Genomic DNA, 16,257 nt, shown 5'->3' with positions numbered 1-16,257 from the left:
TGTGGATATTGACGTGCGCGCCGGGAGCGCCGCATAGCAGGATCAGGGCCATGGGCTGGACGACGACGGAAGACCTCGACGCATACGAGGCCGCGGCAGGTGACTACGTGCGTACGGAACCTGCCGCGCACACCATCCTGCTGACGATCGCCGCCACCGTGCGGCAGAGCCCGGGGCGGTTCGGGGACGAGACGCCCCGGTTCGGGTGGTGGCGCGACGGCGACGGCGGAGAGGTCGCGGGGGCGTACGCGCACACCCCGCCGTATCCGCCCGTGCTGTCGCGGATGCCGGACCGGGCCGCCGTAGAGCTCGCCAGGGTGCTGCGGGACCAAGGCAGCCCCGTCACCGGCGTCAACGCAGGCCGCCCCGCCGCCGAGACCTTCGGCGCCGCGTGGGCCGAGCTCACCGGCGACGAGGTGACCGTCGCCGAGGATCACCGGCTCTACCGCCTCGGCGAGCTGGTCCCGCCCGACCCCATGCCCGAGGGCCGGGCGCGGGTCGCCGACGAGAGCGACCGCGAGCTGCTGGTGAAGTGGATCGCCGCCTTCAACAAGGACGTCGGAAGCGAGGGGACGGCCGCGCCCGAGCGGGCCGTCGACAGCCGGCTCGGCTACGGCGGCCTCACCCTCTGGGAGCGGGACGGCGAGCCCGTCGCCCTGTGCGGCATCACCCGCACCGTCGCCGGGATGGCGCGCGTCGCGCCCGTCTACACGCCGCCCGAGCTGCGCGGGCGCGGCTATGCGGGCGCCGCCACGGCCGCCGTCTCGCAGGCCGCGCTCGACCGCGGCGTCGAGCAGGTGCTGCTCTTCACCGATCTGGACAACCCGACCAGCAACGCCCTCTATCAGCGGCTCGGCTACCGGCCGGTGGAGGACCACGTGAACCTTGCCTTCACCCCCCTGGCGTGATCGCCGCGCCCCGGGGGAGGCTGTGGCGCGGGACGTACCCGCAGCCGGAGAGCGGGCCACACCCGCACCCGCAGCCGCAGACAGGAGGACCACCCGCATGACCCAGCCGGCGATCCGCCACACCACCGCCGACCACCGCGCCGCCGACGGCACCCCCATCGCCACGTACACCTGGCTGCCCGAGGGCGGCCGGCCGCGGGCGCTGGTGCAGATCGCGCACGGGGCGGCGGAACACGGGCGGCGCTACGACCGGTTCGCCCGCTTCCTCGCCGCGCACGGGTACGGCGTCGTGGCCTCCGACCACCGCGGGCACGGCGCGACCGCCGCGGCCACCGGCGGCTACGGGATGGTGGGCGAGCACGGCGACGCGTGGCGGGCGATCGTCGACGACCTCAAGGGCATCGGCGACGCGCTGCGCGCGCAGCACCTCGGAGTGCCCCTCGTCTTCCTCGGCCACAGCCTCGGCTCGATGCTCGCGCGCGACTACGCGCAGGAATACGGGGAGGGGCTGGCCGGCCTCATCCTGTCCGGCACCTTCCGGGTGCTGCCGGGCGCCGAGACCGAGACCGACCTGGCCGCCCTGGACGCGGACATCGCCGAGCGCGGGCGCGCGGTGCTCTGCGATTACGTGCCCGGCCTCTTCGCGTCCTTCAACGACCCGTATCCGCACCGCACCGGCTTCGAATGGCTGTCACGGGACGGCGCCGAGGTCGATACGTACGTGGCGGACGAGGCCTGCGGCTTCTCGTTCTCCACCGGGCTGTCGCGCGACTGGGCGGCCGCGGTCCGTAAGATCAACGACCCGCGCAACCTCGCCCGCATCCCGCGCGGCCTCCCGGTCCACATCGCGGTCGGCGACCAGGACCCGTGCAATCAGCGGATGACCCTCGTGTACGAGCTCCTGGAGGACTTCCGCTACGCGGGCCTGACGGACCTCTCCTGGAAGGCCTACGCGGGCGCCCGCCACGAGATCCTCAACGAGACCAACCGGGACGAGGTGCAGGCCGACCTGCTGGCCTGGCTCGGCAAGCACGTGTGACTGTCAGTGGCGGCCGTTACGGTTCTTCCATGTCTTTGAACGCCGACGACGTCCGGAAGGCGGCCCTGTCCTTCCCGGAGACCACCGAGAAAATCGCCTGGTCCATGCCCACCTTCCGGGTCGCCGGAAAGATGTTCGCCACCCTCCCGGAGGACGAGACGTCCTTCGCCGTCCGCTGCCCCAAGCTGGAGCGGGACGAGCTGGTGCTGGCGGAGCCGGAGAAGTTCTGGATCGCCGACCATGAGGCGAGCTTCGCCTGGATCCGGGTGCGGATAGCGAGGCTGGACGACGCCGACGAGCTGCGCACGATTCTGTACGACTCGTGGCAGCAGGCGGCGCCGTCCAGGCTGCTCAGCTCCCTGGAAGAGACCGGAAGCTGAAGGAGAATTCCGCGGGCTCGGGCGTCAGCTCGTACTGCGGCAGCACGCCAGGACCGCAGGAGCGGGAGCCGATGCCGTGCTGGGCGTGGTCGAGGTGGAGCCAGACCGTGTCGCCCGGGATGAGGTCCGGGAGGTGGGTGGCCGCGGCCAGCTGCTCCGTCGTCCAGCGGCGGGCGGTGAAGTAGTACGGCGGGCTGCCCTCGATCCGCAGGCCGCCCCGGTCCGCGTCGCGCAGCTCGGCCCAGTGCACGTCGATGCGCGCGCCGTTCTCCTGCGGCCGGACGTACGGCGTCTGCAGCTCGTCGACCGTCTTCGACCAGCGCCCGGTCATCGCCGCCGCCCGGGTGTCCGGGTACGCCTCGCCGGGGCCGCCGCCGTACCACCGCACGTCACCGAAGGCCGCCGGGACGCCGAGCCGGATGCCCAGCCGGGGGAGGGAGCAGGGCCATTCGCCGTCCGGCTCGACCGAGACGGTCAGGCGCAGTTCGCCGGCGGTGGCGGTCCAGCGGTACGCGACCAGCAGGCCCGCGTCCACGGCGGCCGGGGCCACGCGGGTACGGACCGTCAGCCCCGACTCCCCGGTCTCGACGCCGTCCAGGCGGTGCTGCACCCGGTCGAGCCCGAGCTGCAGCCACTGGCCGGCGGCGGTGGTGGCGGGCATCCACACGGGGCCCTCGTCGTTGTCGGTCGGCGCCCGCCAGACGTCCAGCCGCGGGGGCGCCGTCACGGGCACACCGCCCACGGCGAGCAGCGCCCCGGAGGCGGCGTCGAAGACGCCGGGGCCGAGCGTGAGCCGGCCGTCCGCGGTCGCCGGGGGCACGAGCGGCGCGTCCTCGCGCCGGCCCGCGTCCTGAGCCGAGGACGGCACCTGCCCCCACGCCACCACATGCCCGGCCGCCGCCCAGGCCGCGTCGGCCGCGAGCCGCGCCCGCACCGTACGCACCTCCGCGCCGGCGGTCAGCGGCACCAGGGCGCTCTCGCCGGGGGCCAGTTCAGGCACCTTCAGCGCCTCGCCGTCCACGTCAAAGGCCAACTGCCCGAGCCCCGCGAAGTCGTGCAGGTTCGTGATCCGGACCCCCTCGCCCTCAGGGGCGATCCGCACCGGCTCGATCACCTTCTTGAACTCCACCAGCCCCGGCGACGGCGTCCGGTCCGGGAAGACCAGCCCGTCGCAGACGAAGTTGCCGTCGTGCACCTCTTCGCCGAAGTCCCCGCCGTACGCAAAGCCGTACCGCTCGTCCGCGAGACCGTGATCGATCCACTCCCAGACGAAGCCGCCCTGGCAGCGCTCGTACGTCTCGAAGAGCCGCTGGTACTCGAGCAGTCCGCCGGGCCCGTTCCCCATCGCATGCGCGTACTCGCACATGATGAACGGCATCGCCCGCCGCCGCGCGTCCAGCGCCGGGTCCTCAAGCGGCGCCTCCTTCCGCTGCCCGATCGCCTCGACCTCGGCGTGCTCCGGATACATCCGCGAGTACACGTCCACGTCCGCACACGACCAGTCGCCCTCGTAATGCAGCGGACGCGACGGGTCGCGCTCGCGGATCCAGGCGGCCATCGCCGTGAGCCCGCGCCCCTTGCCGCACTCATTGCCCAGCGACCACATGACCACCGACGCATGGTTCTTGTCGCGCTCGACCATCCGCTGGGCGCGGTCCAGCAGCGCCGGTGTCCAGCGGTCGTCGTCGACCGGGTTGCGCCGCCAGCCGATCTCCTCGAAGCCGTGCGTTTCCAGGTCGCATTCGTCGATCACCCAGAGGCCGAGTTCGTCGCAGAGGTCGAGGAAAGCGGGGTGCGGCGGGTAGTGGCTGGTGCGGACCGCGTTGATGTTGTGCTGCTTCATCAGCAGCAGGTCGCGGCGCATGGTGTCCGCGTCGACCGTGCGGCCCGTCTCCGGGTGGAACTCGTGCCGGTTGACGCCGCGGAAGAGGATGCGGCGGCCGTTGACCTTCAGCACGCCGTCCTCGATCGCCACCGTCCGGAAACCGATCCGCAGCGCGACCCGCTCACCGCCGGTGTCCAGCACCGCGTCGTAGAGCCGCGGCGTCTCCGCCGTCCACGGCTCCACCGGCACCCGGACCGTCTCGCCCGTGGCCGCCTCGATCCCGAGCTCCGGTACGGAGATCCGGCCGCCCGGCTCGCTGTCGACGCGCAGCACGCCGGTGCCGGTCGCGTGCTCGTAGCCGGCCCGTACCGAGACGTCGCGCGCCGCGCCCTCCGGGCGGTGCAGCAGCGTCACCTCGCGGAAGATTCCCGGCAGCCACCACATGTCCTGGTCCTCGAGATAGCTGCCCGCCGACCACTGGTGGACGCGCACCGCGAGCACATTGCCGCGCGGCCGCAGCAGCGCGCCGACCGCGAACTCATGCGGCAGCCGGCTGCCCTGGAAGACGCCGAGCTCCTGCCCGTTGAGCCAGACGCGGGCGCATGACTCGACGCCCTCGAAGCGGAGCACGGCCTCGCCCTCGTCCGGCCAGTTGTCCGGGAGGTCGAAGACGTGGCGGTGGTCGCCGGTCGGGTTTTCGGTGGGCACCCGGGGCGGGTCGACGGGGAAGGGGTAGCGGACGTTGGTGTACGCGGGGGAGCCGTACTCGCCGTGTCCCTGCAGCACCCAGTGGCCCGGCACCCGTATCCGGTTCCAGCCCGCGTCGTCGAAGGCGTCCGGATCCGCGGTGAAGGCGTCACCGGTGCCCGCGGCGTCGGGGGAGAGGCGGAAGCGCCAGATGCCGCCGAGGTCGAGCCGGGCGGCGTCGGAGCCGGGGGACCAGGCGCGCGGCGGGAGCGCGCCGGTGCCGGGCGAGACGTCCTCGTAATACGTACCACCGGACACTGACATCACGATCGGGTTCCTCTCCGGGACTTGGGGGCCGCGGGCGCCAGCGCGCCTTCGAGGGCGAAGGCGGCGGCGCCGAGGCTGACGGGGTTCGACGGGACGGGGGACAGGGCGAGTTCGACGGCGGCGCCGGGGCGGGGCAGCGCCCGCGCGCGGACCTCGGGGCGGAGCTTGTGCAGCAGCGGCTCGCCGAGGGCGGCGGCGACCCAGCTGCTGAGCACGACCACCTCGGGGTTGAGGAGATTGACCAGGTCGGCGGTGGCCGCGCCGAGGTAGCGGGCGGTCTCGGCGAGCACGTCGTTCGCCGCTTTGTCGCCGGCCGCGGCCGCGCGGCCCAGGGCGGCGATGGTGGCGGTCTGGTCGCTCGGGGACAGCAGCAGGGAGCGCGGGGCGCGTTCGCGCAGGGTGCGCATGATGCCGGCGGCGCCGATATACGCCTCGACGCAACCGCGGGCGCCGCAGTGGCAGCGGCGGCCGTCGAGGACGAGGGTGGTGTGGCCCCACTCGCCGGCGCTGTTGGTCGAGCCCCGGTAGACCTCGCCGCCGACGGCGAGGCCGGCGCCGACGCCGGTGCCGAGGTTGAGCACGACGGCGTCGTTACGGCCGCGGGCGGCGCCGAACCACAGCTCGGCGGCGGTGCAGGCGCGCAGCGGGTTGTCGAGGTGGACGGGGTACGGCAGCCGGGCGGCGAGCCGCGCGGTCAGCGGGACGTCCTGCCAGGCCCAGTTGGCGGCGTAGCCGATGGTGGCGTGATCGCTGCCGGGGCGGTCGACCTGGCCCGGCATGCTGACGCCGGCGCCGAGGACCGAGCCCGGTTCGGCGCCGCCGCGGGCGAGGGCGGCGTCGACGGCGGCGGCGATGCGGTCCACGACGGTGTCCGGGGTGAGGTCGCCGGGGTGCAGCGGGGCGGCGGCGCTGGCGCGGACGGCGAGGGAGAGGTCGAAGAGCTCGGCGTGCACGTAGGTCTCCGCGACGTCCACGCCGATCAGCCGGCCGTCCGCGCCGGCGGCGGTGAGCAGGGCGCGGGGGCGGCCGCCGGCGGATTCCTCGTAGCCGGACTCGGCGACCAGGCCGAGGTCGAGCAGCTCGGCGGCGAGGGTGCCGACGGTGGCGTGGCTGAGGCCGGTCGCGGCCGCCAACGCGGGGCGGGAGACGGCCGGTTGGGCGACGATGTGCTGGAGGAGGAGCCGGCGGTTCCGGGCCCTTATGTCCCGGGAGGTGGGCATCACGGAGAGCCACGCTAGGCGGCCCGCAACCCTTTGCACAACCCCTTTCGAAAGCCTTGGCAAAAGCCCCGAGCAGCGGAAAGAGGAATGTGCCCGTCCTCTTCGCGTTGTGTATCTGTCCGGTCACGATGCTTGAAATATGGCCTGATCGGGGGAGTGTTGACCCATGACGTTTCCACCGCCGCCCAACCAGCCGCCGCCCGGTCAAGACCCTTATGGCCAGCCCGGAGGGTACGGACAGCCCGGCGGATACGGGCAGCAGCCTCCGCCGCAGCCCGGCGGCTACGGCCAGCCGGGCGGTTACGGCACGCCGCCGACCCAGCCGGGCGGCGGCTACGGACAGGGCGGTTACGGGCAGGGCGGCTACGGCTCCGGCGGCGGCTTCGGCCCGCCCGAGCAGGCCGGCTTCCCGCCGCCCCCGCCGCCCGGCGGCGGCAACCGCAAGGTGATCATCGGTGTCGTCGTCGGCGCCCTGGTGGCCGCGGGCCTCGTCGTCGGCGGCGTGGTCGCCTTCGCCGGCGACGACGGCGGCAAGAAGCCGCAGGCGAACGAGTCCAGCAGCAAGAGCCCCAGCCCGTCGGAGTCGGAGTCCTCGAGCTTCACCCCCGAGCCGGACGACAGCCTGTCCTATGGCGACGACCCGCCCACGGACGGCGTCCCGAGCGACGGCGCGTCCAGCCCCAACTTCGAGTCGATCATGCCGACCCCGAAGACCGGCCCGCGCCCCGCCTACATGCTCAAGATCGGGGACTGCTTCAACGTCCCCTCCGGCAAGCAGGGCCAGGCCGACCCGACGTCCTGCAACGGCGCCCACGACGCCGAGGTCGTCTACAAGACCAAGCTCAGCGGCGACAACACCACCGACACCGAGATCAAGGCGGAGGCCGACAAGCTCTGCAAGTCGCGGCTGAACGCCGAAGGCCAGCAGCAGCCTTCGGGCACCGTCCGCGGCACCCTGATCCAGTTCCCCGGCGCCCGCGGCGTGCGGCTCGGCATGGAGACCGTCACCTGCAGCCTCACCGCGGGCGAAGGCCGCAAGCTGTACAAGCCGCTGAGCTGAGCGGGCGGGCGAGCTGAGCGAGCCGAGCCCGCTCCCTAGCCCTCCCGCCGCAGCAGCACCAGCGCATCGATCGCGTCGACCACGCCGCCGTCCTTCTCCACGGGACGGCGGACCTGGTTGGCGCGTACGGTCTTCAGCTCCGCGTCCGCGACGGCCGTGAGCACATCCGCGGGCGTGTACAGCACCGACGGATCCTGCGGCCCGCCGGTCCCCTCACTCAGGTTCGTCGAGTCGTGGCCGACGACCAGCATGCTGCCGCCCGGCGCCACCGCCGCCGCGGCCCGCCGCCACACCGGCACCCGCTCGGCCTCCGGCAGCTGCAGATAGGCGAGCACCACGAGGTCGAAGCCGCCGGGCGCCGGCTCGTACGAGAGCACATCCGCGCGCACCCACTCAATGCGCTCCGCCACCTCGGGCGGCCGGTCGGTGGTCGCGAGCCGGCGGGCGCGGTCCAGGGCGACCTCGGAGAAGTCGACGGCGGTGACCCGCCAGCCGCGCTCGGCCAGCCAGATCGCGTTACGGCCCTCGCCCGCCGCGAGGTCGAGGGCGCGGCCGACCGGCAGTTCGCCGGTCTCCTGCGCCACCCACCGGTTCGGAGCGCCGCCCCATACTAGTTCGTGGGCGGCATAGCGGTCGTCCCAAGCGGATGCGTCCATGGAGAAAACCTAACGGGTCCCGGGCGCGTCCTAGCTGATGCCAGAGCGGTAGCTCACAACTGGAGAGCGGAGACCGTTGTGATCAACAGGCAAGCCGTGCCCGTCTGCCCGCACTGCGGGCGGGTCCGCTGCATCTGCCCGCCGGTCCGCAGGGGAGCACAGCGCACTCAGATCCGGACGCCCTTCGAGCGGAGGTAGGCAAGGGGGTTGATGTCGGATCCGTAGCCGGGCCCGGTGCGGATCTCGAAGTGCAGGTGCGGGCCGGTGACATTGCCCGTGGCGCCGGAACGGGCGATCCGCTGGCCCGCGTTCACCTGCTGTCCCGCGCGGACGTTGAGCGCGGACAGATGCGCGTACTGGCTGTACTTGCCGTCGGCGTGCCTGATCACCACCTGGTAGCCGTACGACCCGCCCCAGCCGGCCGAGACGACCTTGCCCGCGCTGACCGAGCGGACACCGGTGCCTATGGAGGCGGGGAAGTCGGCGCCGGTGTGGTAGCCGGACGACCAGGAGCTGCCGCGGACGCCGTAGCCCGTGCCGACCCTGGCGCCCGCTATCGGCGCGGCATAGCCGGAGCCCTGCGGCTTGGCGGCCGAGTCCGGCTTGTCCTGCGCCGGCTTGGGCTTGGGCGGCGGCTTCGGCTTGGGCTTCGGCTTCGCTTCCGGAGCGGCGCGTTCCGGTTTCGCGGGGGCGCTGGTGCCGCCGCGGACGGAGAGCTTCTGGCCGGGGAGGATCAGGTCCGGATCGGACCCGATGGTGCGGCGGTTGCGCTCGTACAGCGCCGTCCAGCCGCCGCGCACCTTCTCCTCGGCCGCGATGCCGGTGAGGGTGTCGCCGCTCTCCACGACATACGGCTTGGAGCTCCGCGGGGTCGTCCTGGCAGCCGCCGTCTCCGCCGCCGCGGGCGCCTGCTGGCGCGCCACCAGGGCGGGCAGCGGCGGCACGCCGCGGGTATGCGTGCGGGCCTCGCTGCTCTCCTCCGTGTGCTGCCCGGGGGAGGCGTGGGCCACGGCCCCGCCGATGAGCGGCAGTGCGAGTCCGGCCCCGCCGGCGGTGACCTTCAGCGAGGCCCGTGACACGGTGTTGGGGCGGGGACGACGATGGCGGCCTTGAGCCTTGCGGTCCGGCATGGGTGCGGTCCTCTCCCGGGGCCGAGGCGGCGTGGTGCCTGGTGCGAAAATGTAGAAGCGACCATTCGATACGACAAGCGACTTCAGGAAATCGGCTGAGAGGGACCCATGGCTGCCACGGTGCGCCCCCTGGTCGCCGACGACGCGGCCCAACTGCTCGATCTTCAGCTCGCGTTGGACGCCGAGAGCGCATTCATGCTGCTCGAGCCGGGTGAGCGCGACGACCGGCCGCCGGAGATCCCGCCGCCCGGGGCCTCGTATCTCCTCGGCGCCTTCGAGGGTGAGCGGCTCATCGGATACGTGGACGTCTCGGTGCTCCCGTACGCCCGTGCGCGGCGCACCGGGCACGTGGTAATGGGCGTACGGGCCGGCAGCGCGGGCCGCGGCGTCGGCCGGGCGCTGCTGACCGCGGCCGCGGAGACCGGCCGGGGGTGCGGGCTGCGGCGGCTCGAGCTGACCGTCATGGAGCACAACCGGAACGCGATCGCCCTGTATCTGCGCTGCGGCTTCCAGTTCGAGGGCCGCCGCCGCTCCGCCCTGGACGTGGACGGAGCGGCGGTCAGCGAGTACTACATGGGGCTGCTGCTCGACTGACTACTTGAGACCCCGGAAGAAGCCGCGGATGTCCGCGAGCAGCAGCTCCGGCACCTGGTACGCGGCCCAGTGCCCGCCGCGGTCGTACTCGTTCCACTGCACGATGTCGGCGTGGTCGCGCTCGGCGAACTTCCGCGGCGGCTTGAAGTCGTAGCCGAACGACGCCAGTCCGGTCGGGACGGTGATCTGCCCGGTCGGCTGCTCGCCGTGGTGGTTCTCGAAGTAGAAGCGGGCCGAGGAGGCCGCCGTGTTCGTGAACCAGTAGATGGAGACGTTGGTCAGCAGCTCATCGGGGGTGAGCGCGTCGCCGAGCAGCTGCCCGCTCCAGGCCAGCTGCCCGTACGGGGAGTCGGCGAGGGCGTGCGCGAGCGTCTGCGGCTGGGCGCGCTGGCTGTGGTCGTGGATGGCGTGCTCGAGGAACTTCTGCCCGAACTGGATGAACTGCACGTCCTGCTCGCTCAGTCCGTCCATCTCGCCCGGCTCGCCGCGCGGGAAGGCGAAGATCTGGTTCAGGTGCAGGCCCCTGACCCGGTCCGGGGCGAGCCGGGCCATCTCGGGGCCGACGATGGCGCCGCCGTCGTTGCCGTGGACGCCGAAGCGGTCGTAGCCGAGCCGGATCATCAGCTCATTGAAGGCGGCGGCCATACGCGTCGGCGTCCAGCCGATGTCATGCGTCGGGCCGGAGAACGCGTAGCCCGGATACGACGGGATGACGACGTGGTGCGCGTCCGCCGGATCGCCGCCGTGCGCGCGCGGGTCGGTGAGCTCGCCGACCAGGCCCAGGTACTCGACGAAGCTGCTCGGCCAGCCGTGCCCGAGCAGCAGCGGCGTGGCGTCCGGCTCGGGCGAACGGACGTGCACGAAGTGGATGTTCTGGCCGTCGATCTCGGTGGTGAACTGCGGGAAGGCATTCAGCCGCGCCTCCTGCGCCCGCCAGTCGAAGCCGTCCCGCCAGTGGTCGAGCAGCGGCCGGACGTAGGACAGCGGTACGCCGTACTCCCATCCCGGCGGGACCGGAATGCCGAGCTGCACCTTCCCGGCGACCTGGTCTGCGGGCAGTTCGTCGGCGAGACGGGTGCGGTCGAGCCGGGACTGCAGGTCGTCCAGGTCTGCCTGAGGTATCTCGATACGGAACGAATGGATCTCGGACACGGCTGATTCCCCCCGGTTGTCAGTGAGGCGGTCAGCGTACTGCCGGATCTTGCTCAACGGCAGTGGTGAGAGCGTCGAGTTCGGCGCCCAGCGCCGCCGCCAGCCGGTCCAGGTCGGGGGCCGCCTCGCCGTCCGCGATCAGCCCGTAGTGGACCTTCCCGCGATATGTGGAGACCGCCACCGCGAGCGTCTGGCCGTGGGCCAGCGGGGCGAACGGATACACCTCCGCCAACGGGCAGCCGGCCAGCTTCATGCCCAGGCTGGGCAGTGGCACGCTGGTGATCATCAGGTCGAACAGCAGCCGCGCGGCCTGCGCCAGCACCGGCCCGGCGAGCCGGTGGCCGAGCGGCGGCACCTGCTCGGCGAGCAGGGCGACCGCGCCGGCGCCCCGGTCGGAACCCGCCTGCTTGTTGCGGTCCATGTCGGCGCGGATACGGCGGACGCGGGCGAGCGGGTCGGGCTCGGCGACCGGGAGGCGGAGCAGATAGCCGGAGAGCTGGTTGCCCTGCGGGCGGGCGGTGCGCGGGCGGCGCCGGGAGACCGGGATGAGGGCGCGCGGCACGACGTCGTCCACGGCCGCGCCGCGTTCGTCGAGCCAGCGGCGCAGGGCGCCGGCGACGAGGGCGATGAGCAGGTCGTTGACGGTGCCGCCGGTCTGCTTCCGGACCCGGTTGACGGTGTCGAGGTCGAGGACGGCGCCCGCGGTGCGGCGGGTGCCGCTGGCGGCGGCGGTGAGCGAGGGCGAGGTCCGTATCTCCAGGGTGGCGCCGACGACCGAGGCCGCTATGCCGAGCGCGCGGCCCGCCTCTTCGGCGCGGCGGCGGACGGCGCCGGGCAGTTGCAGGGGATTCGGGCCCGGCAGCGGCCAGCGTGAGGAGGGCTGCTGTCGTACGGGCCGCGGGGCGCGCGGCTCCGCCGCCGGGTCCGGGTCCATGATCCCGCAGGCGAGCATCAGCGCGCCCAGGCCGTCGGCGAGCGCGTGGTGGAACTTGAACAGCACCGCGAACGACGTCCCGTCGGCCGCGGGCAGCACATGCGCCTCCCACGGCGGCCGCCGCCGGTCGAGCGGCGCGGCCATGATCTCCCCGGCGGTGGCATGGAAGTCCTTGGTGGCCGCGGTCAGATGGACGTGGTCCAGTGGGTCGAAGTCCGGGTCCGGCTCCCGCACGGCCGCGCCCATCGGGATCCGCACGCTCCGGATGCGCATGCCGAGCCCGGGCACATCCTCGGCGCGCTCGGTCAGCAGCCCGGCGGCACGCCCCGGCGCTTCCGGCGCGGCCCCGGTGAAGACGCCGAGGGCGCCCATGTGCATGGGGTGGGCGACGGACTCCAGGGTCCAGAAGGCGAGGTCGAGTGGCGCCAGGGGCGCGGCTGTCATGGGTGTGCCTCTCGCGTCGGCGAAATGGGCGGAGTGAGCGGCACTGCGGATTCAACCTTTTGTTGACGACTACCGTCAAGCACACCCGTAACACTCAGCGTTACGTCTCGGTGAACAATGACGGAGGCCGCCTCAGCCTGGACGCCGTCCTCAGCCGACGGCCGCCGCGAACTCGTCCAACTCGGCGGTGAGCAGATCCGCCACCCGCAGCGCGACCCCGCCGGGATGCTCCGCGTCCCGCTGCCACCGCGCCAGGGCCGCGTGCACCGGCGCCCAGTCGACCGGCCGCCGCTCCCGCACCGCCGCGGCCGCGTCCGCCGTGGCCTCGGTGAGGGCCGCGGCGAAGTCCCGCGCCTCCGGCTCGGCGGGCCCGTTCGGCGTGTGCGCCTCCAGCAGCATCGCCAGGCGCCCGGCGGTGATCTGGGTGTCCCGCGCCTCCGCCGCCTTGCGGCGGGACAGGCCGCGGTGCCGCACCGGCTCGGAGTCGGCGCGCGCGGTGGCCTCCTCCCACTCCATCCGGGCGGCCCGCGCGTCGAGCAGCGCCTGGCGTACGGCGCGCTGCCGGTCTTTGGAAGGCTCCTCGGCGTTGGCCGCGAACACCGCCGCGGCATAGCGGGAGTTGGCGGTGAGCCACCGCGCCAGGCGGTCGCGCAGCCACGGGCTCTCCCAGGCGGGGAAGAGCGCGTACGAGACGGTGGCCAGTACCCCGCCGAGCAGGGTCAGCGCGATCCGCTCCCACACCGTCTGCGCCCAGTCCTCGCCGACGATGCCGAGCAGGAAGACCACGTACGCGCCGGTGCACGCGGACACGGCCGCGTACCCGAGGGGCATCAGCAGATACAGCAGGCCCACCGCCAGCACCGCGAGCAGCGCGCTGAGCCGCGGCCCGGCATGGACGAGCGCGAGCACCCCGCCCGCGATCCCGACGCCCGCGATGGTGCCGACGAGCCGGGCGGCGCCGCGCTGGTACGTCTGCGAGAAGTCGGGGCGCAGCACCATCACAACGGTCAGCGCGCCCCAGTACCAGTGCTGCTGCGGCAGCATCTGGGCGAGCAGATACGCGGCCGAGACCACCGCGGAGAGCCGGACCGCGTGCCGGAAGACGGGCGAGGACCAGCGCAGTTCGCGGCGTACGGCACGCAGCGCCACCCGCAGCAGCCCGGGCCCGGTCGGCCGGCGCAGATGCGCGGGCCCGGTCCCGGAAGCGGACGGTGCGACCTCCACCGGCTCCTGCGCCGCCTCCACCACCTCCTCGGTCAGCGCGATCAGCCGCAGCGCCGCCTTGCGCGCAGGACCTGGCGGCAGCACCGGCCCGTCCTCGGGCACCTTGAGCACGTCGAGGGCCTGCTCCGGAATGCGTACGGACTCGCCGCGGCGCACCGCGCGGGCGGTGGCATCGAGCACGGTGGCGGCGGCGCGCAGGAGTTCGCGCACCCGGTCCCGCTCCGGGCCCTCCGCCGCGGCACCGACCACCGGGTCGGCGAGGGAGGCCAGGACGGGGCGGATGCTCTCGGCGAGGGTGCGGTAGCCGTGCAGCTGGCGCGGCCGGCGGCGGGCCTGGCGCGGGGTGACGGCGGCGGCCTCGCGGGCCTCCATCAGCGGCTGCGGGTCGAAGGGCGCGTACGGGTCCTCGCGCAGCCGGCGCGCGTAGTCGGCGACGGCGGCGAGCGCGTCGGCCAGCGCGTCGCGCCGGTTCCCCCACGGCCGTACCGGGAACAGCACGATCAGCGTCGCCTGCAGCAGCCCGCCGAGCGCGATGATCCCGGCGTGCATGGCCGCCTCCGCCACCGACGTCGGCAGCGTGACGACGATCAGCATCGCCGCCACCGTCAGCGCGCTCACCACACCCGACACCGGACCGATCGCCCAGCCCATCCCGGCGCCGAACGACCACACGGCGAGCAGCACCAGGAACAGCGCCGGATGCCCGGCGGCGAGATAGCCGCAGAAGGAGCTGACGGCGAGCCCGGCCGCCGCCCCCAGCGCCAGCGCGGGCCGCGGCCGCCAGCTGCGCTGGAAGGAGGCCACCCCCGAGGCGAAAGCGCCGAACGCCGACGACACCGCCAGCGCCGGCGACCCGACCCACAGCGCCCAGGCGAGGATCAGCCCGACGCCGACCGCGCCGCGCAGGGCGATCAGCGGCGTGAGCGAGGCCCGTTCGACGGACACGCCGGCGCGGGCGGCGTCGCGGAGCGCCCGCGACCAGGAGTGGGCGCGGGCAGGCGGGCGGGCGCGGGCCGGGGTCACCCGCGCCTACGCCCCGATGCGCAGCCGGCCGCGGTCGGACGGCGGGGTGGTGCCCTGCCAGTCGCGCCAGGAGAGGTTCCAGTCGCCGTAGCCGTTGCCGAAGGGCTCCATCTCCTTGCCGTCACTGCCCTCGACGACCACGACGTCGCCGGGGCGGGTGCGCTCGAAGAACCAGTGCGCGTTCTCCGTGCTCATGCCCGTGCAGCCGTGGCTGACGTTCGCCGAGCCCTGAGCGCCCACCGACCACGGCGCGGCGTGCACGAACTCGCCGCTCTCGGTCAGCCGGGTGGCCCACCGCACCTGCAGGTCGTACGACTCCTTGCTGCCCGCCTTGATGCCGATGGTGGCGCTGCGCATCCGCGCCTTGGCCTCTTCGTCGAGGATCACCTTCACGCCGTTACGGGTCTCGAAGCCCGGCTTGCCGGTGGTCACCGGGATGGTGCGCAGCAGCTCGCCGTTCTTCCACACCGTCATCTCGTGCCCGGCGGCGTCGGTGACGGCGCGCACGTCGGCGCCGATCCGCAGCCGCAGCTCGCCGGGGGCGCGGAGGCGGAGGACGTGCCCGGCCCGTACCGGCGTGAGCTCGGTGGTGCGGACGGTGATGCGGGTGCCGGCCGGCCAGTAGTCGCGCGGACGATAGTGCAGCTCGCGGTCGTTGATCCAGCGCCAGGCGCCCTCGACCCCCGGGCTGGAGTCGACCCGCAGCGCGCGCACCACGGCGGCGCGCACGTCCGGGTCGGTGACGCGCTTGCCGACCTTCGCGCGGATCGGCTGCCCGACGCCGTACGTGCCGCTGCGCGGGCCCAGTTCGACGCCGAGGGTCTGCTGCTTGCCGGGGAACTTCCGGGTGTGCACGTGCAGCGTGCCGCGTCCGCGGGCACCCGAGGTGTCCTCGGTGCCGACGCGGACCGTATAGCGCGCGCCGCCGCTGAGCCCCGCGGTGCTGAGCCAGTGGCTGCCGTCGGCGCTGAGCCGGCCGCCGACATGGCGGCCGTGCTGGTCGACGGCCGTCACATCGGTGATCCGGTCGCCCGCGGAGGCGGAGCGCACCACGAGCGGGCGGGCGGGGTCGAGGCCGTCGGCGCCGTGGCCGGACACCGCGAGGCGGGCGGCGGCGTCGAACGCCCGAAAGGCGAGCGGGTGCTCGGTCCGGTCGGCGCAGGCGGTGAGGCCGGGCGCGACAGTGGAGAGGAGGAGTGCGCAGGCCAAGGCCAGACGGCGACGGGGGAGCTGACGCATGGTCACATACTATGCAAAGCACACAAATGCATCGATGATGCCGCGCTGACGACACGCACGACAGAAGGAGGCGCTCATGGCGCAGGAAGCGGACGTGGTGGTGCTGGGCATGGGCCCGGGCGGCGAGCACGTCGCGGGACGGCTGGCCGACGCGGGCGTCGACGTGATCGGCGTGGAGGCGGAGCTGGTCGGCGGCGAATGCCCGTACTGGGCCTGCATCCCCAGCAAGATGATGATCCGGGCCGGCAACCTCCTCGCCGAGGCCCGCCGCATCCCCGGCATGGCCGGCCGGGTCGAGGCACGCCCGGACTTCGGCCCGGTGGCCGCCCGGATCAGGGACGAGGCCACGACCGACTGGGACGACAAGATCGCGGCGGATCGCTTTACGGGCAAGGGCGGGCGGCTGGTGCGGGGG

At 73.6% G+C, this 16,257-nt stretch carries 14 protein-coding genes; 6 read left to right on the top strand and 8 right to left on the bottom strand.

What is annotated here, in order from left to right; genetic code table 11:
* Positions 1-50: 50 nt before the first annotated feature.
* The 3 genes from G5C51_RS00070 (at position 51) to G5C51_RS00060 (ending at position 2,327) form a co-directional block, all read left to right on the top strand.
* Entirely contained in the window at positions 51-908 is an 858-nt protein-coding gene (locus G5C51_RS00070; protein WP_165229349.1) for a GNAT family N-acetyltransferase, read from the top strand.
* Between the two features lie 97 nt (positions 909-1,005).
* The gene (locus G5C51_RS00065) at positions 1,006-1,947 is read left to right on the top strand and encodes an alpha/beta fold hydrolase (protein WP_165229346.1); all 942 of its coding nucleotides are present in this window, start codon (positions 1,006-1,008) and stop codon (positions 1,945-1,947) included.
* A 29-nt stretch (positions 1,948-1,976) separates the two neighbouring features.
* Positions 1,977-2,327, top strand: a complete 351-nt coding sequence (locus tag G5C51_RS00060; RefSeq protein WP_165229343.1) for an MmcQ/YjbR family DNA-binding protein — start codon at positions 1,977-1,979, stop codon at positions 2,325-2,327.
* On the opposite strand, the gene G5C51_RS00055 is transcribed toward G5C51_RS00060, so the two are convergent.
* Together G5C51_RS00055 and G5C51_RS00050 are read right to left on the bottom strand one after the other, a co-directional pair.
* Positions 2,299-5,163 carry a glycoside hydrolase family 2 TIM barrel-domain containing protein gene (locus tag G5C51_RS00055; RefSeq protein WP_165229729.1) on the bottom strand — a complete coding sequence of 955 codons (2,865 nt, stop codon included), beginning with the start codon at positions 5,161-5,163 and terminating at the stop codon, positions 2,299-2,301. The genes G5C51_RS00060 and G5C51_RS00055 overlap by 29 nt on opposite strands.
* Entirely contained in the window at positions 5,163-6,386 is a 1,224-nt protein-coding gene (locus G5C51_RS00050) for an ROK family transcriptional regulator (RefSeq protein ID WP_206313272.1), read from the bottom strand. The genes G5C51_RS00055 and G5C51_RS00050 overlap by 1 nt, the downstream gene beginning before the upstream one ends.
* A gap of 166 nt (positions 6,387-6,552) precedes the next feature.
* On the opposite strand from G5C51_RS00050, the gene G5C51_RS00045 reads away from it, so the two are divergent.
* On the top strand, positions 6,553-7,446 hold the full coding sequence (locus G5C51_RS00045) for a hypothetical protein (protein ID WP_165229309.1): 894 nt from the start codon (positions 6,553-6,555) through the stop codon (positions 7,444-7,446).
* Between the two features lie 35 nt (positions 7,447-7,481).
* On the opposite strand, the gene G5C51_RS00040 is transcribed toward G5C51_RS00045, so the two are convergent.
* Positions 7,482-8,102 (bottom strand): class I SAM-dependent methyltransferase, encoded by a 621-nt coding sequence (locus tag G5C51_RS00040; RefSeq protein ID WP_165229337.1) that lies wholly within the window; start codon positions 8,100-8,102, stop codon positions 7,482-7,484.
* Between the two features lie 167 nt (positions 8,103-8,269).
* On the bottom strand, positions 8,270-9,232 hold the full coding sequence (locus G5C51_RS00035) for a M23 family metallopeptidase (protein WP_165229334.1): 963 nt from the start codon (positions 9,230-9,232) through the stop codon (positions 8,270-8,272).
* A 108-nt stretch (positions 9,233-9,340) separates the two neighbouring features.
* Between G5C51_RS00035 and G5C51_RS00030 the strand changes: the two genes are divergently transcribed.
* Entirely contained in the window at positions 9,341-9,826 is a 486-nt protein-coding gene (locus tag G5C51_RS00030; protein ID WP_165229331.1) for a GNAT family N-acetyltransferase, read from the top strand.
* Here G5C51_RS00030 and G5C51_RS00025 read toward each other — a convergent pair whose 3' ends face one another.
* From G5C51_RS00025 to G5C51_RS00010, 4 genes are all read right to left on the bottom strand, one after another.
* Complete coding sequence (locus tag G5C51_RS00025) at positions 9,827-10,978, bottom strand: alpha/beta fold hydrolase (RefSeq protein ID WP_165229328.1); 1,152 nt, start codon at positions 10,976-10,978, stop codon at positions 9,827-9,829. It abuts the gene before it with no gap.
* A gap of 31 nt (positions 10,979-11,009) precedes the next feature.
* On the bottom strand, positions 11,010-12,356 hold the full coding sequence (locus tag G5C51_RS00020; protein WP_165229325.1) for a wax ester/triacylglycerol synthase family O-acyltransferase: 1,347 nt from the start codon (positions 12,354-12,356) through the stop codon (positions 11,010-11,012).
* A gap of 150 nt (positions 12,357-12,506) precedes the next feature.
* Positions 12,507-14,603: an FUSC family protein gene (locus G5C51_RS00015; RefSeq protein ID WP_165229322.1), complete on the bottom strand. Its 2,097-nt coding sequence runs from the start codon at positions 14,601-14,603 to the stop codon at positions 12,507-12,509.
* A 6-nt stretch (positions 14,604-14,609) separates the two neighbouring features.
* Positions 14,610-15,842 (bottom strand): L,D-transpeptidase, encoded by a 1,233-nt coding sequence (locus G5C51_RS00010; protein ID WP_165229318.1) that lies wholly within the window; start codon positions 15,840-15,842, stop codon positions 14,610-14,612.
* Between the two features lie 76 nt (positions 15,843-15,918).
* Here G5C51_RS00010 and G5C51_RS00005 point away from each other — a divergent pair.
* Positions 15,919-16,257 (top strand): FAD-dependent oxidoreductase (locus tag G5C51_RS00005; RefSeq protein ID WP_165229315.1); only part of this gene is annotated, 339 nt, incomplete at its 3' end.

Origin of the sequence: Streptomyces coryli (assembly GCF_011044975.1) — a bacterium.
Taxonomy (GTDB): Bacteria; Actinomycetota; Actinomycetes; order Streptomycetales; family Streptomycetaceae; genus Streptomyces; species Streptomyces coryli.
This window is presented reverse-complemented; position numbering and strand designations above follow the sequence as displayed.